This window comes from Citrobacter sp. UYEF32 (assembly GCF_040546205.1).
Lineage (GTDB): Bacteria > Pseudomonadota > Gammaproteobacteria > Enterobacterales > Enterobacteriaceae > Phytobacter > Phytobacter diazotrophicus.
Genome location: NZ_JBEPNI010000001.1, coordinates 409,692 through 433,972, shown reverse-complemented (window position 1 = coordinate 433,972; position 24,281 = coordinate 409,692). Strand labels below are relative to the sequence as shown.

The window sequence follows — 24,281 nt, the reverse complement described above, 5'->3', positions numbered from 1 at the left end:
TTGTTCTGCCAGGCCTCAGACTTTAACAATAGCGTCATGTCTGATGGCCCTGGAGGGAAGGGTGAATTTCCAGCAACTGAAAATTATCCGGGAAGCGGCGCGCCGGGATTATAATCTGACCGAAGTCGCCAACATGCTCTATACATCGCAATCCGGGGTGAGTCGTCATATCCGCGAGCTTGAAGAAGAGCTGGGGATTGAGATTTTCATCCGTCGGGGCAAACGGCTGCTGGGTATGACCGAGCCGGGTAAAGCGCTGTTGGTGATAGCCGAACGTATTCTCAATGAGGCGAGCAATGTGCGCCGCCTCGCTGACCTTTTCACGAATGACACATCCGGCGTGCTGACGATTGCGACAACGCATACACAGGCCCGCTACAGCCTGCCTACGGTGATTAAATCGTTCCGCGCGCTGTTCCCCGAAGTTCGGCTTGAGCTGATTCAGGGGACGCCGCAGGAGATTGAGACGCTGTTGCACAATGGCGGCGCGGATATTGGCATCGCCAGTGAGCGACTCAGCAACGACAGCACTCTCGCTGCTTTCCCCTGGTTCCGCTGGCACCACAGCCTGCTGGTTCCTAAAGATCATCCCTTATTGCAAACCTCTCCTCTTACGCTTGAAGAGATCAGCCGTTGGCCGCTGATCACCTATCGGCAGGGGATCACCGGACGTTCGCGTATTGACGAAGCGTTTGGTCGCAAGGGGTTGCTGCCGGATATTGTGCTCAGCGCGCAGGATTCGGATGTCATCAAAACCTACGTTGAATTGGGGCTGGGGGTTGGGCTGGTGGCCGAGCAGTCGAGCGGGGAGAACGAAGAGGGCAAGCTGGTGCGGCTGGATACGCGTCATCTGTTCGATGCCAATACCGTCTGGCTTGGGCTTAAACGCGGTCAACTGCAGCGCAATTATGTCTGGCGTTTTATTGAGCTCTGTAATGCAGGGCTGTCGGTTGAGGATATCAAACGTCAGGTGATGGAGCCGGACGAAGAGGTGATTGATTACCAGATTTGAAAACAGCGTCCCCCGCATACGGATGCCGTCGGGGGATACGCGCGTTGCAGGCTACTCCGCAAATTTGAGCAGCGCATCGCCATCAAGACGATAGCGTACCCACTCGCTTTGCGGCAGTGCGCCGATGCTCAGGTAGAAATCAATTGCTGGTTTGTTCCAGTCGAGCACGCTCCATTCCAGACGACCACATTTGCGCTGCACCGCGCATTGCGCAATGTATTTCAATAAGGCTTTGCCTGCCCCTGCGCCGCGATAATCCGGGGAAATGTACAAATCTTCCATATAGATACCGTTGCGTCCGAGCCAGGTAGAGTAGCTGGTGAAGAAGACCGCATAACCCGCCACGTTACCGTCGATCTCGCAGATTAACGCTTCGGTTTTACTGTCGGTACCAAACAGAGTGGCCTTAATTTCGTCCGGGGTGGTCACCACTTCTTCCGGGGCTTTTTCGTACACCGCCAGTTCATAAATCATGTCATAAATTGCATTTGCGTCCGTTGGGCGTGCCTGGCGAATCGTGATGCTCATTTCTCTTCCTGTCTGTTATGCGTGGGTTCAAATTGCTGGCGTTAAGCATAAGGGGTATTGTTAAAAGAATTAAGTGCAATGAAATCACTGGTTGATGAATATTATGCATCATGCTTTGCGACGTCTTGATCTAAACCTTTTGCCCGTTTTTGACGCTATCTATCGGCATCGTTCCGTCAGAGCGGCCGCCGAGGAGCTGGCGATGAGTACGTCTGCCCTCAGTCATGCGCTGTCGCGGCTACGCGTCACATTGAACGATCCACTGTTCTACCGCGAAGGTCACCGGATGTGCCCCAGCGTGTATGCGACCCAGCTCGCACCTGCGATCGCCCCGGCGTTGAAGTCCCTTAATCAGGAGTTGACGCCACAACCTGCGTTTGACGCGGCCAGCAGTACCGATTGTTTTCAGATTGCTATTACGGATTTCACCGCATTTTGTATCTTTCCGGCCTTAATGAATCGGTTACAGGAGACTGCGCCAGGACTGCGTTTTGAGTTGCGTTATTTACCGCATAGCCCGGCGTTGACGGAATTGCTTGCAGGCGAGATTGATCTGGCGCTGGGGTTCAGTGCGCCGGATGATGTGGCGCATCCAGAACTGGATGAGATTGTCTGGTTTGAAGATGAGTATGTCGTCATCAGTAACAGCCAGCGCACGCGGCTCACGCTTGAAGATTATCTTGCGGCCAGGCATCTGGTGGTCACCCCCTGGAATGAGAAGCAGGGTATTTTGGATCTGCAACTGGAGCGGATGGGGTATACGCGGCAGGTGACGATAAAAACACCCTCGATGCTCAGCGCGCCGTTCATTATTGAGCAGAGCGACCTGCTGCTCGCTATTCCGCGTTTTGCTGCCGGCAAGATGAAGCTGGCGGCGCAATTAGCGCTTTTTGAACTCCCCTTTGCCGTGCCACCGTTTGAGGTAAAAATTTATTCGCATAAGCGCAGTGGTAAGCGTGCAGCAACGGACTGGCTGAAAGGAGAATTACAGGCGCTGGCAGATAAAGGGATGTGAGGCCAGAAAAGCAAAAACCCGCTTAAGTTGCCTTAAGCGGGTTTTCAAATTTGGCTCTCTGACTGGGATCGCCTTAGCCATTAAGTGGCTGATTGGTAAGCTAAAACTAAAAATGAGGGTTGTCAAAACCACCAGAATGACCACCTTTTCGTAACCCATGTTTATATATTTCATCATGTCTTTATAAATCAGTTTGCATGAGGTCTCATTCAGCATAATACCATACGGCCTTAAGATATTTTCCGTTTGTATTTTTATAAATAACAATCAACCAAGAATTTGAGAATTGATTATCAATAACAATTTTTTTATCATAAACTTCACTTACATTTACTGAGGTGTAAATAAAATTGTTATTTTTCTTATATTTTATTGGGCGATCAATTTTATTTCCCAAGTTATCAATGTATGTGAGGGTTATTGTGGCTAATTCATATCCATCAACTCTAAATGGGAATTCTATATTATTTTTATCTGGTATCGGTCTTCTTAACGTTGAACTGGATCTTGGATATATCCTATCAGTCCAATCCCAGTCAACACGGTCTTTTTTCAGACATAGGTTATTGCTGGAAATACTATCACAATCGTAAATATTACTTGCTTTAATTTTATTGCCTTTGATTTTATATGAATACATTTTATTTCTGAAATCATAAAGGTCCTCTCTGGGTTTTTCATAACATGTCTCAAGAATTTTAATTTGTTGCTCTAGTATATGATAAATCTTTTCATTTGATGTGTGACTATTTTCTAATTCTTGCTTGAGGTGGTAATATTCCAAATATTCTGGTTCTTTTTCACAGGTTTCTTCTCCTGACACATCGATAGAGAAAAATAGTAAAAGTAATAAAATATAATATCTCATGAGTATTACCTCACTACAACCAATTTACCTACGTACGTCCCATCCGTTCCCGGCGTTCTGTGAGAAATAAGATAGTTATAAACAATATTCCATTTCTCCACATCATAGACAGTTACACACCCATGCGAAACACTTCCGGTGCATCGTCGCCCTGTACCTTTATCTCCAGACCCGGCATCAGCAGCGAGCTGGTGCTCTCTCCTTTCAGGATGGCCCGCCCGTTCAGGTAACGCTCATGGCGGATACGCGCATAGAACGCGCCGCTTTCCGGTGTGTCTTTATCACCCGTTTTTAGGAAGTTGTCAGCGTAATGGTAGGCTTCCCCGTAGGTGGTACTGTCCCCGCCCGTGACGTCAAGCTGGCCGGTGGTCATCTCTGCCGTCGCGTCGCGGTAGTTGTAGTCCCGCGTTGTGACGCTTTTCTCCACCACGCTGTATGCCGTGTTCAGCCCCCACACCGCTTCCGTTCCGCTGTCGCTCATCCCCGAAGGATTACGCAACGGCAGCGTCAGCCCGCGCTCATAGCCGCTCTGGTCGTCGTAAAACTCGATAACCTCGATTTTCAGCCGAGCATCGGTGCTGAACCGGAACCAGATACCCACTTCCGACAGCAGCCGCGAGATAAACGTCAGGTCATCCTCGCCGTACTGCATCACCTGCTCGCGCGACGGGTACTCGCTTTTGAGGGTGAACACGAAGTCCTGACCGCGCATCCCGTGCCGCTCGCGCAGTATCTTCTCCACAATCTGTGGCACCGTCTGGTTCTGGTAAATCGCGTTCTGTCGGCTGCGGGACAGCAGCGCCAGACGCGGTTCCAGCCGCACTTCATACCGGGCCTCATCGCGTGACGACGAAAGCAGCTTAAAGCCGGTGATCACCCCGTACAGGGTGCGCAGCGGCGTCTGTACCGGCATTCCCTGCATCGGCGGCGCCGTCAGGCTGAATGACCCGTCCTGCATCAGCACCGACTCCGGCGCTATCGCCTTATCACTGCTGGTAAACTGAATGTCGTAGCGGAACGGCGTGCTCAGCTGTTCGCTGCCTTCAAAGGACAGCACGTCCGTTGCGCTGCTCAGGCCGCGAATTTTTAGCTTGTGGTGCGAGTGGTCGAAATTCAGTGTGGGTACAGAATTCATTGCGACAGGTTCCCTGAAATAATTTATCCATTTCCCCTCAGACTATTCACTCAGGTAGAGGCAATATTATCTATAACTGTATTTGTTAATATCGCCTGATGCCAGAGAATGCTGCATAAGGATTTCATATAATAAAAGTACTGTTATTAATTGGAAGCCATTTTCCTTATAGGGATTGTGATAAAGATCTAATTTATGTATTTACTCTAAGGTAAGAGTGTTATTCGGCATTACCAATAATTTCGGCAGAGAGGCTGGCTTTAATAGTTTTTGTGCATATGTCCCGAGTGAGTAATAAATTGACGTGATGGGATGTGAGAGTAGTGTATGTAAGAAACTTTGAAGAAAGGCAGGATGAACAATGTGCCGAAATAGTAAGAGGGAATAGTTCTTTTCATGGTTTTTGTATTCAAAATCAACAGATGTAATTTGTATATTCATTGCATGAGTGGTAATATGTTATTAGTATGATATCTCTCATTATCTTTATGTGATATAATGGATTTTTTATAATCGGAGGCTAGTATAGTGAATGGTGCTGATAACTTTATCTTTGAAACACTAAATTTACCTTCGCATTTTTTTCGTTCATTTTCCCTGATACGTTCTCTGTCTCTTCTTTCCCATGAATACTCTTTTTTAATTTGTGAAGAGGAAACAGCTTCTGGGCTGAACCATCGCTCAATGACAGACAGAAGGTTATCATTTTCCTCGACAGAAGAAATCAGTTGCTCTCTATATTTAGCAATGATATTTCCGGATAAAACGAAGCGCAATATAAATTTCAGTAAAGCCATTTTAGATGATTCTTTGCTCTCCTGATGAAGTAAGCGATGCATCCATGTAAAATCTTCTTCGGTGAATGATGAAAATAATGTATTTGCTGAAATACTTCCTGTATCAATATCCCCTTTACTGACTTTTTTATTAAACCGTATTCTGTTTTAAAGATATACTCACATAGAGTTGGTATGCTATTTGGTGTTGAAAGAGTTGTTGTTATATCATTTTGGCAAAGATAAGCTTCTCCTTTCATAAATAAACAACTAACCAGGCATGAAAGGATCATATTTTTATCATCTGGCTGCACATGATTCATAATTTGTTTTGGGCGAATCTTCACCAGAGCACGGCATAAATAACTAAAACGACCTTTTTGATAATACCTTTTAGTGTCAGGCCTGATATTGTCAACGATTAGTCGAGTTAGCATATTACGGAATGCTATAGATGAGTCAGATAATGGGGGGATCTCTTCGGCTACATTATATAGTACCCATTTAAAGCCACTCGTAGCACTTTTAGGTTCTGGTTCTCTTTTCATTATCAATAAATTATATTTTCGCTGGCTCAGGCCGCCTTATGCCGCTGTGCATAAATGTACGGCGCAACGTACCCTTCGCGGCTCACGTCCAGAGAATCTGACCACCACTGCATCATGGCTTTGCGGGCGTCGAGGTGTTCAGCGCAATGGATATATGCCGCCCGAACGCTGTTGCGTTCCTGATGGCTCATCTGCTGCTCCACGGCATCCCGCGACCAGAGTTCAGATTCCACCAGTGCGCTACAGGCCATAGCCCGGAAACCATGCCCGCAGACGTCGGTTTTGATATCGTAACCCATCAGACGCAGCGCCCGGTTGATGGTGTTTTCACTCATCGGCTTATACGGATTATGGTCGCCAGGGAACACCAGTTCCATATGGCCGGAAATTTCGTGTATCTGCTTCAGAATGGCAATTGACTGCCGGAAAAGCGGCACAATGTGCGGAGTACGCATTTTCGCGCCGCGACCAGAGAAACGGACCTTCTCTATGGTTTCGAGAGTGGCGGGGATGGTCCAGATTTTGTCTGAAATCAATCTCGCTCCAGCGGGCAAAGCGCAGTTCGCTGGAACGGATAAACAGATGCAGAGCCAGCGCTACCGCCAGACTTGTTAACTGCCGTCCCTGTTGATAGTCACCGATACGTGCCAGCAGCTCGGGCAACCGCTCCAGCGCAGGGCCGGATAGTGATTTTTAACTGGCGGCGCGGCGACGCCTTCCAGATGCAGCGCCGGGTTGTTTTCGGTCAGTCCCTGCTGAATGGCGTAACGCATAAAGTTGCAGAGTTGCTGCCGGTAGGGGACGCGACTTCCAGAAAGCCCTTATCCTCGATGACTTTAAGCAATGCCGTGAAATGCTGCGTTTTCAGCAGAGTGACAGGTATATGACCAATTGCCGGAAAGATATGATTTTTCATACTGGCGAGGATGCGCTCTGCATAGTCAGCCGACCATTTCTTGTTGGTTTTGTGCCATGCCACCGCAACGGCCTCAAAGCATTTTTCCGGTGACGCGGCGGCTTTTTCAGCGACACGCTGTTGCGCGGGATTGATATTCTGCGCCAGCAGTTTACGGATACCGCCAGCGCTGCTGGCGGGCTTCAGCGAGAGAAACCAGCGGATATGCGCCCAGACTGACGCGGGACTCTTTGCCATTGAAGCGATATTTGAGATACCAGATACGTGAACCGCCGGGATTGACCAGAAGATACAGGCCGTGCGAATCAGAAAATTTTACGGGTTTGGAAAGGGACTTTAAGTTGCGGATTTTTGAATGATTTAAAGACATTTGGGGGTCACTCCAGAATCGAACCAACCTGACCCCAAATCTGACCACCAAAGTAACCGAATGCGGAGGGAAAACTGAATACGCAATGGGAAACATTTTTACGCTAACTTATTGAATAATAATCAAATAAGTACTCATAAGGAAGCGTATGAATCGGAATTTGGCTCCTCTGACTGGACTCGAACCAGTGACATACGGATTAACAGTCCGCCGTTCTACCGACTGAACTACAGAGGAATCGCGTGAACGGGGCGCATACTACTTGCCACGTTCATATGTGTCAATACCTAATTTAACTTGCTGATTCAATTGGTTAATTAAAGTGCAAATTGCCTTTTTAGTGCACACGGCTTACGGGATCATTTGCTGAATAAGGCCGATCGCGCAGACGCGATAACGGATCCTGACCATAGAAATGACAGAAACGTTGCCATAACGCCGGGAAACGTGGGGCGAACAGTTCAGGTGCGCTGAAAAAATACTCCGACAGCACGGCAAAACACTCAGCAGGATCGGTTGCAGCATAGGCATCGATACTGGCCGCGCTTTCCCCTACCAGGTCGATTTCATCCTGAATATTGTCCATCGCAGCGTGCAGATCGTGCTCCCAGCCAGCCACTTCACGCATAGGGATAAGTGGAATACCGCTTGCCCTGTCGCCATTGCGGGCGTCCAGTTTGTGTGCGACTTCGTGAATGATCAGGTTGAATCCTGATGCATCGAACGAATCCTGGATGTCGAGCCAGTTCAGGACTATGGGGCCCTGCTGCCAGCTTTGCCCCGACTGGACGAGACGCTGACTATGGACAAGGCCAATACCGTCTTCCCATTCATCGTCAACGACAAACGGGGCAGGGTAGATGAGCACTTCATGGAAACCATCCAGCCATTCAAGGCCGAGTTCCAGTACCGGCAGGCAAAAGAGCAGGCCGATACGCGCGCTCTTTAGCGCATCCAGTTCGAAACCTTGCAAGGCAACCAGCCGCTTTTGTTGCAAAAAACGGTCTGCAAGGTGAACCAGTTTCTCTTGTTCATCTAAAGAAAGGCTCGCCAACACGGGGATGCTTAACGCTTCTTCCCATGGGAATTCCGCACCGTGAGAGGCTTCCTTTGTTTTCCAGGGCCACTTAATCATCGCTTTGCTCGCAAACTCGCCACTTGAACCAAATTAACGGGACAGGGTCTGTTAAAATGCCAAATTACCTGGCATCATGGCAACCATTGAAACGGAGAGATGCCGGAGCGGCTGAACGGACCGGTCTCGAAAACCGGAGTAGGGGCAACTCTACCGGGGGTTCAAATCCCCCTCTCTCCGCCACTATTCAAACAGTTACGCGCTTTGCTTTCAACGACTCTTGTCACAGATGTTTTTCTCATTACTCCCGTAAATTTTATAACTGCATGCTATATCATGCGACCGGCCTGTGCTTTTGCCACAAAAAAGCCCGCTCGCGGCGGGCTTTGAAAGAAAAGTATGCTTAGAACTGGTAAACAATACCCAGTGCGAACTGATCGTTTTTATTGGTGCCTGTTTCACGAACGTAGCGCGTGTCGTCCAGCAAGTTGAACTGGTATGCCGCGTAAACGTTCATGTTTTTATTGAAGTAGTACCAGGTACCGAGCTCGATGTAGTTTACGCGCGCAGCATCGCCGCCTTTAAAGCTACCGCGACGGCTCAGGTCATCGCCCTTAGAGTAGACATAACCGAGAGAAGGGCGTAAACCGAAATCAAACTGGTACTGAATAACGGCTTCGAAGTTCTGCGTTTTATTAGCAAACTGACTGTCTTTCTCAACGGTCATGTTACGGGTTTCGCCGTACATCATTGCAGCGTAAACATTATTTGCATCGTATTTTGCCGCGATGGACCAGATTTCGGCGTTATCGCCTTTACGGTCGGCAGCTTGCTCGTCAGTACGGTCCGCTTTACCGTAGGTTGCGGCAAATCCAAATCCATCGAACTGATAAGAAGCAGACATGCTGTAGCCGTCGCCGTTCTGTTTTTTTACGATACGGTTGTCGTTTTTGCCTTGATATTGCAGCGCCAGGTTCAGGCCTTCAACTTCACCGAAGAAATCAGTGACACGGTAAGTAGCAACGCCATTGGTACGGCCATTCATAAAGTTGTCGGCGGAAGCCCAGGAATCACCACCCCATTCAACCAGCATATCGGTGTATGCCGCGACATCATAAGCGACACCATAATTACGGCCATAATCGAAAGAACCAAAGTTGCCAAATTTCAGACCAGCGAAGGCGAGACGTGTACTCTCATCCTGGCCGCCTTCAGGATGGCTGGCATCCATATTGTATTCCCACTGACCAAAGCCGGTGAGTTCGCTGTTGATCTGGGTTTCGCCCTTAATGCCGATACGGGCGTAAGAGGTATCTTCATTTTCGCTGTTGTGTTGATCAGTGTCAGACCAAATGCGTTCGCCGACCATTTTTCCGTAGAAATCGACTTTATTACCGTTCTTGTTATAAATTTCCGCCGCATTTGCTGCGCCTGCAAATAATAACGCAGGCACTAAAATCGCCAGTACTTTTCTTTTCATAATCTATTCCCTTGAGATCATAATTTATATGAATATGTGCAATTTCATCCGAAATTACAAACTGAATACTATTCTATTAAGTTCATTAATTTTTACGTCAAATATGTAAGCAAATTATTTAAAATATTGCAAAATGTTTCTTTTGGTGGTGGTATTTCTTCTGTGAATTTAAAGTGGTCTGATGTATTCATTTCATTGATTTTATTGTATTTGTTGTGTTTATTGATGGGTTAAAAATATAATTGAAGTGTATTTTATTTTGCGTTTTTATATGTGAGTGGATTGTATTCTATCGGTGCATATAAAAGGCAAAAAAAAAGCCCAGGCATTCCCCCGGGCACATCATTGAAAAAGGATGATAAATAAAATAGAGCAACTCAATGCTGATAGCCGCTAAATACTACCACAGAAGTGAAATGAATAAACTGGCCTTTAAAGATGGATTTTATTGCGTACGTTGCATTAGAGGATGATTAATTATTTTTAAAATGAATTGAAGTGAGCAAAAAAGCTGCAAAAAAAGCAAATTTTCAATATAAATATAGGACGGAGTTGGTATTTGCAACGGCATAAAGTTTTTTGAACTGATTGCTCAGCCAGTGTAATACGATGATTTCGCATTTTTTGTGAAATGATATGTGTTGTTGCAGTGGCGATGATAGTGCAACGGGGCTTCTGTTGAGGGCATGGCAGGGTCTACCCCGACCATAAAGGAAGGACGCCTAAGCAATGAAATAAAATAGTGCTATGGTTACGGCTTTCCCTGGAAGGAGTGACAATGACCTTAACTGAATGGCAACAACGCTTTGACGCGTGGGTCGCGCAACATTATACCCAGGCGGACGCCGCCCATGATGTCGCCCATTTTCGCCGGGTCTGGCGTACCGCACAGTCCCTTATGGCGGGCCAGGAGGTGGATGGGCTGGTGATTCTGACGGCCTGCTACTTTCACGATATTGTGAGCCTGGCAAAAAATGATCCGCAGCGGTCAGTAGCGTCACGCATGGCGGCGGAAAAAACGACAGCGATCCTGCGCGAAGATTTTCCACTCTTCCCGGAAGAGCGCTACCCTGCGGTACGCCACGCTATTGAGGCGCACAGCTATAGCGCCGGGATTGTGCCACAAACGCCGGAAGCGAAAATTGTCCAGGATGCCGACAGGCTTGAAGCCCTGGGGGCGATTGGGCTGGCGCGCGTTTTTGCGGTAGCCGGTTCGCTGGGGGTGGCGCTATTTGATAGCAACGATCCCTTTGCCGACGAGCGCGAGCTCAATGATAAACGTTATGCGCTTGACCATTTTCAGACCAAGCTGCTGACGTTGCCTGCCACCATGCAGACGGAAAAGGGGAGGGCGTTGGCGCAGCATAATGCCGATTATCTGGTCCAGTTTATGGCGAAAATCAGCGCCGAATTGCAGGGTGATTATCACGGGCTGGACAGAGATGTCTTACATCGTTTTGGTCATCACCAACCAGACTGATTGCGTGAGGGGGAGCGAATGGCAGATGTCCACGATAAGGCGACGCGCAGCAAAAACATGCGTGCCATTGCCACCCGTGACACAGCAATTGAAAAAAGGCTTGCTTCGCTGCTGGAAACACTGGGCCTGACGTATCGTGTCCAGGATGCGGCGTTACCGGGGCGCCCTGATTTTGTGCTGGATGAGTATCGCGCCGTCATTTTTACCCATGGCTGTTTCTGGCATCACCACGACTGCCATTTATTTAAAGTCCCCGCGACGCGAACTGAATTCTGGCTGGAAAAAATCGGCAAAAATGTCGTGCGTGATAAGCGTGATAACGCACTATTGTATGAACAGGGGTGGCGGGTCTTAATTGTCTGGGAGTGTGCGTTACGCGGGCGGCTTAAATTAACGGACGATGCGCTGGGGGAGCGGCTTGAAGAGTGGATCTGCGGGGGCGGCGACACCGCGCAGATCGACACACGTGGCATTCATCAATGAACGCTACTTTTCCGCTTCACAAGGGGTCACGACAGGACGGGCAGGGAAGAGATATTTCCCCAGCGTCACCAGTACGACAGCCATAATAATAATCCCGAGCGCGAGCCACTCGATGCTGGAAAGATGTTCGCCGCCAAAACCGGTACCCAGCAAAACGGCCACAACCGGGTTAACGTAGGCATAGCTGGTGGCGATAGCGGGGCTGACATTGCGTATCAGATACATATAGGCATTGATGGCAATCACTGAACCGAAAATCGCCAGATAACCGACAGCCATAAAGCCCTGCACCGTTGGTAATGTAGTCATCCGCTCGCCGCTGAGAACCGAGGTGACCAACAGTACGATGCCTGCCGCCAGCATTTCGATTGCCCCAGCCATCATACCGGTGGGTAATTCAATGCGGGAGCCATAGACGGAACCGAATGCCCAACTTAACGAGCCGATGAGGATCATCAGCGCGCCCCATGGGTTACCGCTCAGGTTGCCGCCGCTATTCAGCAGGATGATACCTGCCAGACCAATAGCAATACCCATCCATTCCAATTTGCGGGTCTGGATACCAAAAAAGTGGCTAAAGCAGAGTGTAAAGAGCGGAACGGTCGCTACAACGACGGCAGCGATGCCGGAAGGGACGTTCTGATGTTCTGCAACGGTAACAAAACCGTTACCAACGGCCAGCAGTAACACGCCAATCAGTGCCGCATTAAGCAGGGGACGTAAAGCGGGAAGTTTATGACCGGTAATGAGCAGGAACGCCATTAACAAAATGCCGGCAGAAAGGAAGCGTACGCCAGCCATCATAAACGGTGGCCAACTTTCAACACCGATGCGAATTACAAAGTACGTGGAACCCCAAATAATATACAGCGCGAAAAGTGCACTAATAAGCGGTAAAAGCTGCCTGAAACGCATACTCCCTCACAGCAAAATAAAAAGGAAGCATATAGTAAACGCCAAAACTATCGCCCTGGCGAGCGGTTAATTGTATTTTATCTGTTAAATTTTTGTTGTATTGCTCTGGAGGATTTTCGCTGCCGCCTTTTTACATCATACTAAGAGAATCAATCGGTAAAAAATCACAGACAATCAATAAGGAAGACCATTTTGGCAGGCAGTAGCTTATTAACTCTACTCGATGACATAGCCACATTGCTGGATGATATTTCGGTGATGGGTAAACTGGCGGCGAAAAAGACAGCAGGCGTACTGGGAGACGATCTCTCCCTCAATGCCCAGCAGGTTACGGGCGTACGCGCAAACCGCGAATTACCTGTCGTCTGGAGCGTGGCGAAAGGGTCACTGCTCAATAAAGTAATTCTGGTGCCGCTGGCGCTGTTGATAAGCGCCTTTATACCCTGGGCTGTTACGCCGTTATTAATGATTGGCGGGGCATTTCTGTGCTTTGAAGGTGTCGAAAAAGTCTTGCACACCTTTGAGGCCCGTAAGCATAAAGAAACGCCGGAAGCGCGCGAGCAGCGGTTGAACGCGATGGCCGCACAAGATCCGCGCGAATTTGAACGTGATAAAGTGAAAGGCGCAATCCGCACCGATTTTATTCTATCGGCGGAAATTGTCGCCATCACTCTGGGCATTGTAGCCGAAGCGCCGCTGTTAAATCAGGTGCTGATTCTGTCCGGAATTGCGGTACTGGTCACGATTGGGGTGTATGGCCTGGTGGGCATTATCGTCAAGCTGGATGATATGGGTTACTGGCTGGCAGAAAAACGGGCTGCTCTGGCGCAGGCGCTGGGTAAAAGCTTGTTATTTATTGCGCCATGGCTGATGAAAATATTGTCAGTCGTCGGGACGCTGGCCATGTTCCTGGTCGGCGGTGGCATTGTGGTGCATGGTATCGCGCCGTTACACCACGCCATTGAACATATGGCGCAAGGCAGTAATAGCATCGTTGCGGCGTTGCTCCCTGTGCTGGCTAATCTGGTCCTGGGTTTTATCATCGGTGCGATAGTACTGTCGGCGGTGAAACTTATTGCACGGCTGCGTGGTACCCATGCCTGAATTCTCGATTTTGCCACTACGCAAAAGGTTGAAACTTCGTCTAAGGTGAAATCGTTTCACCCTGATACAGGAGGCAAAGATGGTCTTTTTGGTCAGTGATGAAGTAAAAGCAAAAAATGGTGGGCCACGCATGATTGTCACCGGTTATTCCAGTGGAATGGTCGAGTGCCGCTGGTATGACGGTCACGTCGTGAAACGTGAAGCCTTTCGGGAAGATGAATTGGTTCCCGGTGAAGGACAAAAGCTTTGCGAAGAGGCATAGCCATTAAAACGCCCGGCATGTCCGGGCGTTTTTCTTCTTACAGTTTTTTGCCATTGGCGATCGCATAACGCTTCCGCGTTGCGTTTATTCAGGGAGTCTTTGTGGGGCAGGAAAAAGTCGTAAAAAGTCCTCCGCGACTTGCGTTTGTCAAAACCTGGTTTGTACCCAGCCGGGTCGTGAATCTCTGTTTTGTTATTGTACTGGTCTGTTCTACGGTACTTACGTGGCGTGAAGTTATTGTGATGAAGGGCGCCTATGTCGTTAGTCAGCGAAACGCGCTGGATAACGTTACCAATGTGCTGGACAGGCAGATGCAGGTGGGTATCGATCGTCTGCTCTTTTTCCGCAATGGTATGCAGTCTGCGGTACAAACTCCGCTGGCTTTCGATGTTTTGCGTAACATCCAGGCGGAGTTCGAAAAGCAGCGGATACTTCCTTACTGGCAAATAGGGTTGGATAACCGTCGAACGTTACCGTTATATGGCGTGTCGGACTATTTTGTTGACCAAAGCGCCTTGCTAAGCCGTGACAACCCGTTGTTGCACAATGAGCTGACCGCAGCGATGGAGCTTGGTTATCTGTTCCGTTTTTCTTCCAGTGCCTCGATGTTTCCGCGCCGCGCGCTTTATGTCTCCCGGGCGGGGTTTTTTATCTCCACTCTGCCTGTCGGGAACAACAATGAAATCGTACAGCAGTACTACCAGCATCTGACCAGCCCCTGGTTTAGTGGGCAAAGTGAGCGCGAAAACAAACTGCGCGGGGTACGCTGGTTTAGCGACGAAGCACACACACCGAATATTGCCGATTCGCTGGTGACCGCCAGTGTACCGTTGGATTTTCAAAACTACTGGTATGGCGTGCTATCAATGAGTTTTCCCGTGTCGTCAATGAAGGCATTGCTGACCGAAGCACGACAGAGTCAGGATAAAGGAGAATACCAGCTCTATGATGCGCAGTTTACGTTGCTAACCACTACCGCAGACGCCGGAACGACGAGCCAGCAATTTTCCTCTGATGAACATGCGCAACTGCAACGGGAGATGGCCAGAGATACAGCAGGCGGTCTTCGTTTGGGGACGCGGTTTGTAAGCTGGGTAAAACTGAAACATTTCGAAGGCAGTGTGCTGCGTATCCAGACCTTGCATGAGGGACTGCGCGGTGATTTTGGAAGTATCAGTATCGCCCTGGCTTTATTGTGGCTGCTGTTTACCACCATGCTGCTGCTCTCCTGGGGAGTGATCCGCCGGATGGTCAGCAATATGTTCCAGCTCCAGCATACCTTGCAATGGCAGGCCTGGTATGACCCATTGACGCGGCTAAATAATCGCGGCGCGTTGTTTGAACGCGCCCAGGTGCTGACAACTGAGTGTGCGGCGCAAAATCTCCCGCTCTCGGTGATTCAAATCGACCTCGACCATTTCAAGCGGGTTAACGATCGGTTCGGTCATCAGGCGGGAGATTTGGTCTTGTCGTATGCCGCGGGCTTGATTGGTAAATCGATTCGCGAACAGGATGTGGCCGGGCGCGTCGGGGGCGAAGAGTTTTGCGTCTTGCTCCCGGGGGCAACGCTTGCGGATGCAACCGCCATTGCTGAAAAAATCCGCCAGCGTATCAGTAGCAAAGAAATTTTTGTGCAAAAGAGCAAAACCATTCGCGTTACCGCTTCACTCGGCGTGAGTAGCGCCCTGGAAAGCGGCAACTATGATTTCGAGTATCTCCAGTCTGTTGCCGACAGCCGGTTGTATCACGCAAAAAATAACGGCCGTAATCAGGTTTGCGCCGAAGACGGCGTGACACCGTTACCCAACACATAATCCATGCCTTCACGCCACCCCGCTGCGCCTTCAAGGGCGCAGTGATATACCCGCTCTGGCGTATCATGTTGTAAATGGATCCCCTGACGGTTCAGCCCTTTTACCACAATCGCGAAATTGACGGTGTCCAACAGAGGGGCATCGTTAGGACCATCGCCCAATCCTATAGTGACGTGGCTGCCCCCATCGTAATGGCGATACTGGCGCAGTAACCAGTTTACGGCCTGATCTTTCCCGCTACGCTCATCAAGGACATGCCAGAACCGCGCCCCCTGCACAAAACGTAAGCCGAGCTGGGCCAGTTCGGCGTCGAAAGCCTGCATGTGTTCATCGCTATCCCGCCAGATTAAGGTCTCAGACGCTTCCTGTAAGCGGGCCAGCGAGGCTTGTGCCGGGGTAAGACCGGTGACATCGGCCAGGACATGTTCATCCATTTCGCTAAAGGTCGTGAACTTATAGCCATTACGGCTGCGCAACTCGATGAGTACTTTAGCAATCTCCTCGTGGGAGGAGCCGGTAATGATACGCGGATAGTTTTCGTGATCCTGCCAGCGTTCATCAAGCTGAGTGACAGCACCGTTTTCGGCGATAAAGGGCAGCCCTTCCAGACCCACCATGCGTTGCACGGCAAGCATTTCGGCGGCAGTTTTACTGCTACAGAGGATCAGGGGGATACGATGTTCACGCAGGCGGGCAAGCCACTCAGCCGCGGGCTGCCAGTCGCCGGTGTGGCTATCCTGGAGTGTGCCGTCAACATCGGAAAACACCAGCAGTGGGTCGTCAAGTGTTGGCATGGTCTGCTCCTTGCAGTCAGGTAAGACAAATCTCATTTATTCGTAAGGCCACTTAGCGAAAAGTTCGCAACAAAAGCAGGTAAGCGGCATGGTGCGGGGGTTAGGGATATGCCCGCGATGAAAATATTACGCATCTAAATTATTCAGCAAAGAAATATTACCTTGTCATGCAATAAGTTTGAGGATATGGTGCCAGTTACATCAGATTCCCTGGTGTAACGAATTTTCAAGTGCTTCTTGCGAGAGCAAGCTTTATCCCGGTCACCCCATGACCGGGATTTTTTCTTTCTAGCGATTCACTTCTGTCACGCTAAAGTCGTGAATATCAAGCTCGAACGCCTCCGCCAGTTCACGCCAGGTATGGTAATCCCGCCCATCGACGCTAACGCGCTGACCCTCGCCGTCATCAACACGATGGATTTCGCTCTCACAAATCTCGTTTATTGCAGCCAGCAGGGCATCAACGTCGACATTGACGTCCCGCTTTGCGGTGTCGCTGTACTCTTTAACTGTACTCATCCGTTTCACCTCATCGTCAGGCCCACGGGTAAGTATAGTCGGTAGAAAAAATAGCCAGCCAAACGCCCGGGCGCTGCTAGTTATTGAGAATTGTTCTACACTGGCACAAATGAAACAGGAGGGTGAATATGAAGGTAAACGATCGGGTTACGGTCAAGACGGACGGTGGTCCGCGCCGTCCGGGTGTTGTGCTGGCTATTGAAGAATTCAATGAAGGTACGATGTACCTGGTGTCACTTGATGATTACCCGCTCGGTATCTGGTTCTTTAATGAAAAAGGTCATCCGGACGGGGTTTTTGTTGAATTGCTTGATTAGTTTTTTCGCCCTCCGTTCCGGAGGGTGATCCCTCAATTTTTATCGCATATTCACAAAGATACCGCTGGTCACATTGTCGGTCAGACGCACGACATGATAGATCACTTGCTTATTATGCGTTTTGATTTTCCTTTTTATATTACCTTTATGTGATGATACTGTTTTCGCTTTAATATTCATCTGATCGGATATTTGGATGGTATCCTGCCCCGACATCCACATTTTAAGCATGCTGGATTCCGTCCGGCTCAGTGATAGCGTGGGTAAATTAATGTGCCCAATACTTTTTTTCTCTTTACTAAGATAGTCAGCCAAAATATCGTCTAGGGACTCAGGCTTTATTGACTTGGAACTGATCAATAAATTCTTGCGAACTAACAAATATTCATCGAAGTGAATATTAGCTATTGCCATAAATACAATAAATAACGTCCGGGGGTGTTGAGTAATGATTTCTTTTATATGCTGACTGCTTACAGGATCGTGAATGAAGCAGTCCTCATTAATAAACACCACCGTGGGTTGTAACGCCACACATGCCGATTCGAGTTCATCAACCGTTGTTACGTCGTTGATTTCTCGTTTCTTTACCCCCCGGCTTGCCAGATACCCCGTTAGTCCCAACCGGGTATAACTGCATAAATCCATAATAATCGTTGACATGGCATACCCTCACTCAATGCGTAACGATAATTCACCCTCGCCAGAGGTCCCCGAACCACCAGGCAAAAAAGTAATAAACAATGAGCAGGACGACCTCAGGCGAAACCACTATCCCGTAAAGTTACGTATAATTTGCCAGGAATCATCTCAAAGTAAAGTAAATGTTGTGTTCTGTGAGAACCTTAAAAACAATTAACCCGCGCCAGGTATATCGTAGGGGGTGATTTCCTGAATTGATTTTAGGAATTTCCTTAGGAAGGCTATATAAAAAGTGTGGGTTGTTATTTCTTCGGCAGTTCACCGACTATATCGGCTAATAGATTGAAAACCTCACCAAATACACGTTCGGTATAGGGCGCGATTAACGGCATCATAGCGACCATCAGCAAAATACCCACCGTCAATGTTATCGGGAAACCAATAACAAAAAGGGAGAATTGTGGAGACATACGGTTCAATAAACCCATCGCCAGGTTAATGGTCAGCAGCAGGGTAATGATGGGTAATGCCAGCATAACGCCATTGACGAAAATCATACTCGCGGAGCGGGTAATGGCCATAAACGCGTCGCTGTTTACCGGGTCTGCGCCTATTGGCAGCGTATGAAAGGTGTCTACCAGCATTGAAATCAGCCATAGATGGCCATTGAGCACTAAAAACAGCAGCATCGCCAGCATGTCCATAAACCGGGCAAGGACAGGCATGTTGAGGTGGCTGGTAGGATCGACAAAGGTCGCGAACGACAGGCCCATCTGTAAGCCAATCAGTTCTCCGGCATAACGAATCGTCGCGAAGGCAAACTGCATTGTAAAACCAAGCGCGATGCCTATCAGAAGCTGTTGTATCGCCAGCCATAAGCCATTAGAGGAAAACATCGACGCGTCGACTGGCGGAAGAGTCGGGGCGACGATAAAGGTAATCACCAGCCCCAGCCCCATTTTTACGCGCCGGGGGATTGAGCGCTCACTCAGGATAGGGGCCGTCATGATCAGCGCCATAATGCGCAACAAGGGCCAGAAATACATGCTGAGCCATTGAAGCCATTGATCGCTGGTGACATGAAACATGCGGGGCTTATCCAATCATATAAGGCAGGTTACTGTATAACGTGCGCATATAATCCAGCAGCAGATTGAGCATCCACGGCCCGGCAATGATGATAGTCACAAATACCGCAATGATTTTGGGAATGAACGAGAGCGTCATTTCGTTAATCTGCGTGGCGGCCTGCAAGATGCTGATAATCAGACCCGTTACCAGGGCTACCAGGAGTAACGGAGCGGCAAGCGCGAGGGCAACTTTCATCGCCTCGGTGCCAATCATCATGACCGATTCAGGTGTCATCTTTCACTCCTAACTGTAGAAACTCTGTGCCAGCGAACCGACCAGTAACTGCCAGCCATCCACCAGCACGAACAGCATTAGCTTGAACGGCAGGGCAATAGTGGCAGGTGGCACCATCATCATCCCCAGCGCCATCAGGACGCTGGCGATCACCAGATCGATAATCAAAAACGGAATAAATATCGTAAAACCAATCTGGAAGGCGGTTTTGAGTTCGCTGGTCACATAAGCTGGCAGCAGGATGCGCATGGAGACGGCTTCCGGCCCCTGAATTGGCGGGCTATTGGCCAGGCGGGCGAAGAGGGCGAGGTCGGCTTCGCGCGTCTGGCGCAGCATAAACTCACGCAGCGGTTGCGCACCGCGCTCCAGCGCCACATCGACGGATATCTTGTTTTCGCTAAAAGGCTGATAGGCGTCGGCGTAAATCTTATCGATGACCGGCGACATAATAAAAAAGGTTAAAAACAACGCCAGCCCCAGCATAACCTGGTTCGGCGGCGCGGAAGGCGTACCCAGGGCATTACGCAGCAGACCAAACACGATGATGATACGGGTGAAGCTGGTCATCATCAGCAGTACGGCAGGCAGGAAGGTCAGCGACGTGATAAAGACCAGCGTCTGCACCGGCAGAGACCAGCTTTGTCCGCCGTTAGCCAGCGGTTGACTCACCAGACCCGGGAGTTGAGCAAATGCGGCAGGGGCAGCCAGCCATAATCCGGCCAGCGCGAAAGGTAACAAACGGCGCATCAGGTTCTCCCGGAACGCTTAAGCAAATTCTTCATCACGGACTGAAAGTCCGGGGTCTTCTCTTTCATTTCTTCATTTTCGGCGGGTGCCGGAGGAAGCGTGTGCAGTAAATTAATCTGCGAAGGGGTAACGCCCAGCACCAGACGTGCATCTTCCACGTCCACAATGACCACGCGCTCACGTGGCCCTACAGAGGTGCTGGCGCTGACTTTTAGACCGCGGCTACCCGCAGATTTCCCGGCGAATCCCAGACGCTTCGCAAGCCAGGCGACAATAAAAATTATCGCCAGAATCAACACCAGTGCGCCACTGACTTGCAGCAGTGGCGAACCCGGTACATTTGACGGCTGGCTAACCGTGGCCTGGGTTTTCATTCATTGGCCTCAGCGGCTCAGGCGACGCATGCGCTCAGATGGGGTAATGATATCGGTAATACGGACGCCGTATTTATCCGCAACGACCACAACTTCGCCTTGCGCAATAAGGTAACCGTTGATCAGGATATCCAGCGGCTCACCGGCCAGGCCATCAAGGGCAACCACAGAACCCTGCGTCAGACGCAGCAGCTCTTTAATGGTCATGCGCGTACGGCCCAGCTCTACGGTCAGTTTGACCGGGATATCCATAATCAGATCGATATCCTGCAGGCTACCACTGACATCACCGCCGCCCAGTTGTTGGAAGACAGCGTCGGCTGCACTTTTGCTGGTCGTGGTTTTTTGTTCGTTCAACGCGTCAGCCCACAGATCGTCCATTGCGCTACTGTTTTCATCGGACGGATTGTTCATATCACTCATTTGGGCTGTTCCTCATTCAGCGAATTCAAAATCGGGTTAATCAGATGCTCGACACGCAGGGCGTACTGACCATTTAGCGTGCCATACTGGCTGGTGAGTACAGGCACTCCGTCCACATGCGCAATGATGCGATCGGGTTTATCGATCGGCAGAACATCGCCGGGCTTAAGTTTAAGTATCTGCGACAGCCGCAGCGAAATATCAGCAAAGTTAGCAATCAGTTCCAGCTCGGAGTGCTGAACCTGGCGCACCAGGTTATCTCGCCAGTTCTGATCTTCCGAGCGGGAGTTCTCCAGCGGCGGGTTGACCAGCACTTCACGCAGCGGCTCTATCATGCTGAACGGCAAACAAATATTAAACTCACCGGTCAGGTTGCCAATTTCCACATGGAATGGCGTATTCACCACGATATCGTTAGGTGAGGTCGTAATATTGGTGAACTTAACCTGCATCTCCGAACGGACATACTCAACGTCCAGCGGATGGATAGCTTTCCATGCATCGCTGTAGCCCTCAAGCGCCAGCTTCAACATGCGGTTAATGACACGCTGTTCAGTGTGCGTAAATTCGCGGCCTTCTACCTTCGTCGGGAAACGTCCATCACCACCAAATAAGTTATCTACGGCAATAAACACAAGGCTTGGGGAGAAGACAAATAATCCCGTGCCGCGCAGTGGCTTAAGGTGGATAAGGTTAAGGTTGGTCGGAACCGGTAAGTTACGCGCAAACTCGTGATAGGGCTGAATGCGGATCGCGCCGACGGTAATATCCGGGCTACGACGCAACAGGTTAAACAACCCCATACGGAACTGGCGCGCGAAACGTTCATTAATAATCTCCAGCGCCTGCAGACGTTCACGTACAACGCGGCGCTGGGTATTCGGGTCATAGGGACGAATATCGCTATCGCCACTTGCACCTGGCTTCGGAGCATCGCTCGTATCGCTGTCTCCATTGAGCAGCGCGTCGATTTCGGCCTGAGAAAGAATGCTATCGCCCATGTCTTTACCGCAGAATGAAAGCTGTATAAAGAACGTCAGTGACTTCTTGTTTCGGTTGCCCTGCCACTAACGGTGTTGCGATTGCTTCTTTAATCGCTGTAGCCAGTTGTTGCTTACCATCGTCAGTGGCGAGCTTTGTGGCATCCTGACGTGAGAACAGCAACAGCAAACGGCTACGCACTTCTGGTAAATATTCGCTCAGTCTGGCACGCGTGGCGTCATCTTTCAGACGCAGCGTGATGCCGATGTACAGCACACGATCCGCATCGCCCAGGTTGACCGTAAAGGTATCGAGTGCGAAAAATACAGGCGCCGGCGGCGGTGGCGGGGCTTCTGCCTCCGCTTTCGCTTCCGTAGACGGATGCTGTTGCATACGCCAGTAACTATAGCCAGCAGTCGCGCATGCAGCGAGGGTGATTAACACCAATAGCGGGATCCAGATTTTACGCTTACGTTTTTTTTTGTTGATAGCGGTGTCAGTCATCTGATACGTGCTTCCTGTTAGGTACTGCTCATAGTCTGATTATCCCGTGTCCTGTCCGCGTCAAAGCGCGGAAAAGACGGAGATAATCATGCTACCTCTGGCGTTTAGGCAAAGATATCGACCGCACTATTACCACGCGCCGCCGATTGCAGGCTTGCAGGCACGATCAGCGGCTCATCCTCTTCAGCCGCCAGATTGCTGCCGCCACCGGTACGTGAAGACTGCTGCTGCTGAGAAAAAGACTGTTGCTGCCCGGCAAAACTTTCGCTGCTGATGCTGCTTTGCCCCAACTGGATGCCGTTTTCAGCCAGCGATGTCCTGAGCGTAGGCAGCGCCGCTTCCAGCGCCTGACGGACGTGGCTGTGCGGTGACACCATCTGAATTTGCGCCAGATTGTCATCGAGTTTCAGGGAGATCTGTACCTGGCCAAGATCTTCCGGATGCAGATGCAACTCAGCGCTTTGCTGACCCTGGCGGGTAAACATAGTGACATGCTGGCTGAGCGTCTGTTGCCATTCGCTGCTGCCTAGCGGTGCGCTCAGAACCGCAGAAGAGATCGGCGCGCTGGCTTGTGCTGATGACGCATTACTGATAACCGGTGCGATACTGGCGGTTGTGTTGATGGTCATGGTGGCGTTATCCGCATCTTGCTTCGCGGCGGGCGCCAGTGCGCTACCAAAAATGCCTGCCTGCTGCTGCGCGGTATCATCACCGGCAGAAGGGGTGGTCACATGCAGCGCGGTATTGGCGTTATCGCCTTTTTGTGCATTGGCTGCGAGGCTCGCCAGATCAACACCGCTACGTTTTGTCGCACCCAGTGCGCTGTTGGCTGCGGTAGAAACATCGGCGGTGGATTTCGTCGGCGCCAGTTGTGCGGTTTGCTGATGCGGCAGCATAGCCATCAAAGCGCTAAGCCCCGCCAGCTCTTCTTCGTTTAAATCACTGCTGTCATCGTCAGTGGCTGATTTAATGGCGGTGTCAGTGGCGGTGTTCGTTTTTCCGAGCGCAGCAAGAACACTGCTTTTGGTTTCCGGCGTCAGGCCAGATAACAGCGTTTGTACCTGGGTTTTACTGTCGGTGGTCAGTGTATCGGTATCGGTTTTCGCCGTCTGACGCGCCAGTAAATCTGCCAGTTTCTGGGCAGGGCTCTGCGCATCGTCAGAAGACAATGCGCGCAGATTTTTCAGTGATTTACCGCTGGCGGCTTGCAGGTCAGCAAGGGTTAAGGTTGTCTTACCCTCTGCGTCGGTACCGGTTAGCGTTTTTCCGCCAAGGGCGCCTGCCAGCAGGGCCAGAAAATCTTGCGCCGTATCGCCGCTGGTTTTACCGACACCCGTTTGCACACCGGAGGTTGCATCCACATCTGTCGTAAGCAATTTCTGCAAGTTGATCATTCATGTTTCCTCTGGGATGCGCGTTGTGCAAATTCATCCATTTTCTTTTGATCGAGGCGGTTTTCCGCCTGTAGTGCGGCCGCGTTTTGTCTTTCCTGCAAAGTTTGCCATGCCTGCAGTCGTTGCTTTTTCTCTCGCCAGCAATTCAGTGCGGTATCAACCTTTTCATTCCACTGCATCAGTTGTTGTCGATGCTGCTCGATGGCCTTCTCCAGCGTTTGAATAAACTGCTGATAGTTTTGCCAGCGCTGGGCTCCGATGCCCTGGCTCATATCGTTATTCAGGTTGTTGCGGTATTCATGCTGATAATCCATCAGCATCTTTAGCTGTTCTTCCGCTTGCTGGCAACCGCGGCGCATTTCACCCAATCTCAGGGCTGCGTCGTCAACTTCTTTCTCTGCCAAATCCTTTAGCGTCGTTAATGCGCTATTTTGCGTCAT

Annotated in this window: 27 protein-coding genes, 2 tRNA genes and 2 pseudogenes; 9 read left to right on the top strand and 22 right to left on the bottom strand. The window is 50.0% G+C overall.

Annotated features, from left to right (window positions below):
* Positions 1-61: 61 nt before the first annotated feature.
* Positions 62-1,012 carry an HTH-type transcriptional regulator Cbl gene (cbl, locus tag ABIB59_RS02210; RefSeq protein ID WP_041851852.1) on the top strand — a complete coding sequence of 317 codons (951 nt, stop codon included), beginning with the start codon at positions 62-64 and terminating at the stop codon, positions 1,010-1,012.
* Positions 1,013-1,063: 51 nt separating this feature from the next.
* Here the strand turns inward: cbl and ABIB59_RS02205 are convergent, their stop codons facing one another.
* A complete protein-coding gene (locus tag ABIB59_RS02205) occupies positions 1,064-1,540 on the bottom strand; it encodes a GNAT family N-acetyltransferase (RefSeq protein WP_354033849.1) in 477 nt (158 codons plus the stop codon).
* 91 nt (positions 1,541-1,631) lie between these two features.
* Between ABIB59_RS02205 and ABIB59_RS02200 the strand changes: the two genes are divergently transcribed.
* Positions 1,632-2,555, top strand: coding sequence for a LysR family transcriptional regulator (locus tag ABIB59_RS02200; protein WP_071196366.1), 924 nt, complete (start codon positions 1,632-1,634; stop codon positions 2,553-2,555).
* Here the strand turns inward: ABIB59_RS02200 and ABIB59_RS02195 are convergent.
* From ABIB59_RS02195 to mtfA, 7 genes and pseudogenes are all read right to left on the bottom strand, one after another.
* Positions 2,526-2,732 carry a hypothetical protein gene (locus ABIB59_RS02195; protein WP_354034152.1) on the bottom strand — a complete coding sequence of 69 codons (207 nt, stop codon included), beginning with the start codon at positions 2,730-2,732 and terminating at the stop codon, positions 2,526-2,528. The two genes, ABIB59_RS02200 and ABIB59_RS02195, sit on opposite strands and share 30 nt — an antisense overlap.
* Before the next feature lie 28 nt (positions 2,733-2,760).
* Positions 2,761-3,423: a hypothetical protein gene (locus ABIB59_RS02190; protein WP_354033847.1), complete on the bottom strand. Its 663-nt coding sequence runs from the start codon at positions 3,421-3,423 to the stop codon at positions 2,761-2,763.
* 115 nt (positions 3,424-3,538) lie between these two features.
* Positions 3,539-4,558 (bottom strand): annotated as a pseudogene (locus tag ABIB59_RS02185) (type VI secretion system Vgr family protein); the annotation flags it as partial.
* Positions 4,559-4,995: 437 nt separating this feature from the next.
* On the bottom strand, positions 4,996-5,355 hold the full coding sequence (locus ABIB59_RS02180; protein ID WP_354033845.1) for a hypothetical protein: 360 nt from the start codon (positions 5,353-5,355) through the stop codon (positions 4,996-4,998).
* A 553-nt stretch (positions 5,356-5,908) separates the two neighbouring features.
* A pseudogene (locus tag ABIB59_RS02175) lies at positions 5,909-7,168 on the bottom strand (tyrosine-type recombinase/integrase).
* A gap of 161 nt (positions 7,169-7,329) precedes the next feature.
* Positions 7,330-7,405: transfer RNA gene (locus ABIB59_RS02170), tRNA-Asn, on the bottom strand.
* A gap of 100 nt (positions 7,406-7,505) precedes the next feature.
* Positions 7,506-8,303: a DgsA anti-repressor MtfA gene (gene mtfA, locus ABIB59_RS02165; RefSeq protein ID WP_041851849.1), complete on the bottom strand. Its 798-nt coding sequence runs from the start codon at positions 8,301-8,303 to the stop codon at positions 7,506-7,508.
* Positions 8,304-8,396: 93 nt separating this feature from the next.
* Between mtfA and ABIB59_RS02160 the strand changes: the two genes are divergently transcribed.
* Positions 8,397-8,486, top strand: a tRNA-Ser gene (locus tag ABIB59_RS02160).
* Positions 8,487-8,646: 160 nt separating this feature from the next.
* On the opposite strand, the gene ABIB59_RS02155 is transcribed toward ABIB59_RS02160, so the two are convergent.
* Positions 8,647-9,723: a porin gene (locus ABIB59_RS02155; RefSeq protein WP_079496393.1), complete on the bottom strand. Its 1,077-nt coding sequence runs from the start codon at positions 9,721-9,723 to the stop codon at positions 8,647-8,649.
* Between the two features lie 778 nt (positions 9,724-10,501).
* On the opposite strand from ABIB59_RS02155, the gene ABIB59_RS02150 reads away from it, so the two are divergent.
* A complete protein-coding gene (locus ABIB59_RS02150) occupies positions 10,502-11,203 on the top strand; it encodes a phosphohydrolase (RefSeq protein ID WP_317085800.1) in 702 nt (233 codons plus the stop codon).
* An 18-nt stretch (positions 11,204-11,221) separates the two neighbouring features.
* A complete protein-coding gene (locus ABIB59_RS02145; protein ID WP_110294407.1) occupies positions 11,222-11,686 on the top strand; it encodes a very short patch repair endonuclease in 465 nt (154 codons plus the stop codon).
* 3 nt (positions 11,687-11,689) lie between these two features.
* Here ABIB59_RS02145 and yedA read toward each other — a convergent pair whose 3' ends face one another.
* Positions 11,690-12,601 carry a drug/metabolite exporter YedA gene (yedA, locus tag ABIB59_RS02140; protein ID WP_071196369.1) on the bottom strand — a complete coding sequence of 304 codons (912 nt, stop codon included), beginning with the start codon at positions 12,599-12,601 and terminating at the stop codon, positions 11,690-11,692.
* Positions 12,602-12,793: 192 nt separating this feature from the next.
* On the opposite strand from yedA, the gene ABIB59_RS02135 reads away from it, so the two are divergent.
* The 3 genes from ABIB59_RS02135 to dgcQ all read left to right on the top strand — a co-directional run bounded on the left by ABIB59_RS02135 (position 12,794) and on the right by dgcQ (position 15,781).
* Positions 12,794-13,705 (top strand): DUF808 domain-containing protein, encoded by a 912-nt coding sequence (locus ABIB59_RS02135; RefSeq protein WP_071196370.1) that lies wholly within the window; start codon positions 12,794-12,796, stop codon positions 13,703-13,705.
* A 79-nt stretch (positions 13,706-13,784) separates the two neighbouring features.
* Positions 13,785-13,967: a YodC family protein gene (locus ABIB59_RS02130; protein ID WP_041851843.1), complete on the top strand. Its 183-nt coding sequence runs from the start codon at positions 13,785-13,787 to the stop codon at positions 13,965-13,967.
* Positions 13,968-14,068: 101 nt separating this feature from the next.
* The gene (dgcQ, locus tag ABIB59_RS02125; RefSeq protein WP_354033841.1) at positions 14,069-15,781 is read left to right on the top strand and encodes a cellulose biosynthesis regulator diguanylate cyclase DgcQ; all 1,713 of its coding nucleotides are present in this window, start codon (positions 14,069-14,071) and stop codon (positions 15,779-15,781) included.
* On the opposite strand, the gene ABIB59_RS02120 is transcribed toward dgcQ, so the two are convergent.
* Positions 15,736-16,575, bottom strand: a complete 840-nt coding sequence (locus tag ABIB59_RS02120) for a mannosyl-3-phosphoglycerate phosphatase-related protein (RefSeq protein ID WP_354033839.1) — start codon at positions 16,573-16,575, stop codon at positions 15,736-15,738. The two genes, dgcQ and ABIB59_RS02120, sit on opposite strands and share 46 nt — an antisense overlap.
* Before the next feature lie 288 nt (positions 16,576-16,863).
* Positions 16,864-17,094: a YodD family peroxide/acid resistance protein gene (gene yodD, locus ABIB59_RS02115; protein ID WP_041851840.1), complete on the bottom strand. Its 231-nt coding sequence runs from the start codon at positions 17,092-17,094 to the stop codon at positions 16,864-16,866.
* 128 nt (positions 17,095-17,222) lie between these two features.
* Here yodD and dsrB point away from each other — a divergent pair, with 128 nt between their 5' ends.
* Positions 17,223-17,411, top strand: coding sequence for a protein DsrB (gene dsrB, locus ABIB59_RS02110; RefSeq protein WP_041851839.1), 189 nt, complete (start codon positions 17,223-17,225; stop codon positions 17,409-17,411).
* Between the two features lie 39 nt (positions 17,412-17,450).
* Here the strand turns inward: dsrB and rcsA are convergent, their stop codons facing one another.
* The 10 genes from rcsA to fliJ all read right to left on the bottom strand — a co-directional run bounded on the left by rcsA (position 17,451) and on the right by fliJ (position 24,281).
* Positions 17,451-18,074: a transcriptional regulator RcsA gene (gene rcsA, locus ABIB59_RS02105; RefSeq protein ID WP_041851838.1), complete on the bottom strand. Its 624-nt coding sequence runs from the start codon at positions 18,072-18,074 to the stop codon at positions 17,451-17,453.
* Positions 18,075-18,355: 281 nt separating this feature from the next.
* The gene (gene fliR, locus ABIB59_RS02100; protein ID WP_041851837.1) at positions 18,356-19,141 is read right to left on the bottom strand and encodes a flagellar biosynthetic protein FliR; all 786 of its coding nucleotides are present in this window, start codon (positions 19,139-19,141) and stop codon (positions 18,356-18,358) included.
* 7 nt (positions 19,142-19,148) lie between these two features.
* Complete coding sequence (gene fliQ, locus ABIB59_RS02095; protein WP_041851836.1) at positions 19,149-19,418, bottom strand: flagellar biosynthesis protein FliQ; 270 nt, start codon at positions 19,416-19,418, stop codon at positions 19,149-19,151.
* Positions 19,419-19,427: 9 nt separating this feature from the next.
* Entirely contained in the window at positions 19,428-20,165 is a 738-nt protein-coding gene (fliP, locus tag ABIB59_RS02090; RefSeq protein WP_041851835.1) for a flagellar type III secretion system pore protein FliP, read from the bottom strand.
* Positions 20,165-20,539, bottom strand: a complete 375-nt coding sequence (fliO, locus tag ABIB59_RS02085) for a flagellar biosynthetic protein FliO (protein ID WP_041851834.1) — start codon at positions 20,537-20,539, stop codon at positions 20,165-20,167. The genes fliP and fliO overlap by 1 nt, the downstream gene beginning before the upstream one ends.
* Before the next feature lie 9 nt (positions 20,540-20,548).
* Complete coding sequence (fliN, locus tag ABIB59_RS02080; RefSeq protein WP_041851833.1) at positions 20,549-20,962, bottom strand: flagellar motor switch protein FliN; 414 nt, start codon at positions 20,960-20,962, stop codon at positions 20,549-20,551.
* Positions 20,959-21,963, bottom strand: a complete 1,005-nt coding sequence (gene fliM, locus ABIB59_RS02075; RefSeq protein WP_041851832.1) for a flagellar motor switch protein FliM — start codon at positions 21,961-21,963, stop codon at positions 20,959-20,961. Before fliM ends, fliN begins: the two co-directional genes overlap by 4 nt.
* A gap of 4 nt (positions 21,964-21,967) precedes the next feature.
* The gene (gene fliL, locus ABIB59_RS02070; RefSeq protein WP_041851831.1) at positions 21,968-22,447 is read right to left on the bottom strand and encodes a flagellar basal body-associated protein FliL; all 480 of its coding nucleotides are present in this window, start codon (positions 22,445-22,447) and stop codon (positions 21,968-21,970) included.
* A 104-nt stretch (positions 22,448-22,551) separates the two neighbouring features.
* Positions 22,552-23,841, bottom strand: a complete 1,290-nt coding sequence (gene fliK, locus ABIB59_RS02065; RefSeq protein ID WP_354033834.1) for a flagellar hook length control protein FliK — start codon at positions 23,839-23,841, stop codon at positions 22,552-22,554.
* Positions 23,838-24,281: a flagellar export protein FliJ gene (gene fliJ, locus ABIB59_RS02060; protein WP_041851829.1), complete on the bottom strand. Its 444-nt coding sequence runs from the start codon at positions 24,279-24,281 to the stop codon at positions 23,838-23,840. The genes fliK and fliJ overlap by 4 nt, the downstream gene beginning before the upstream one ends.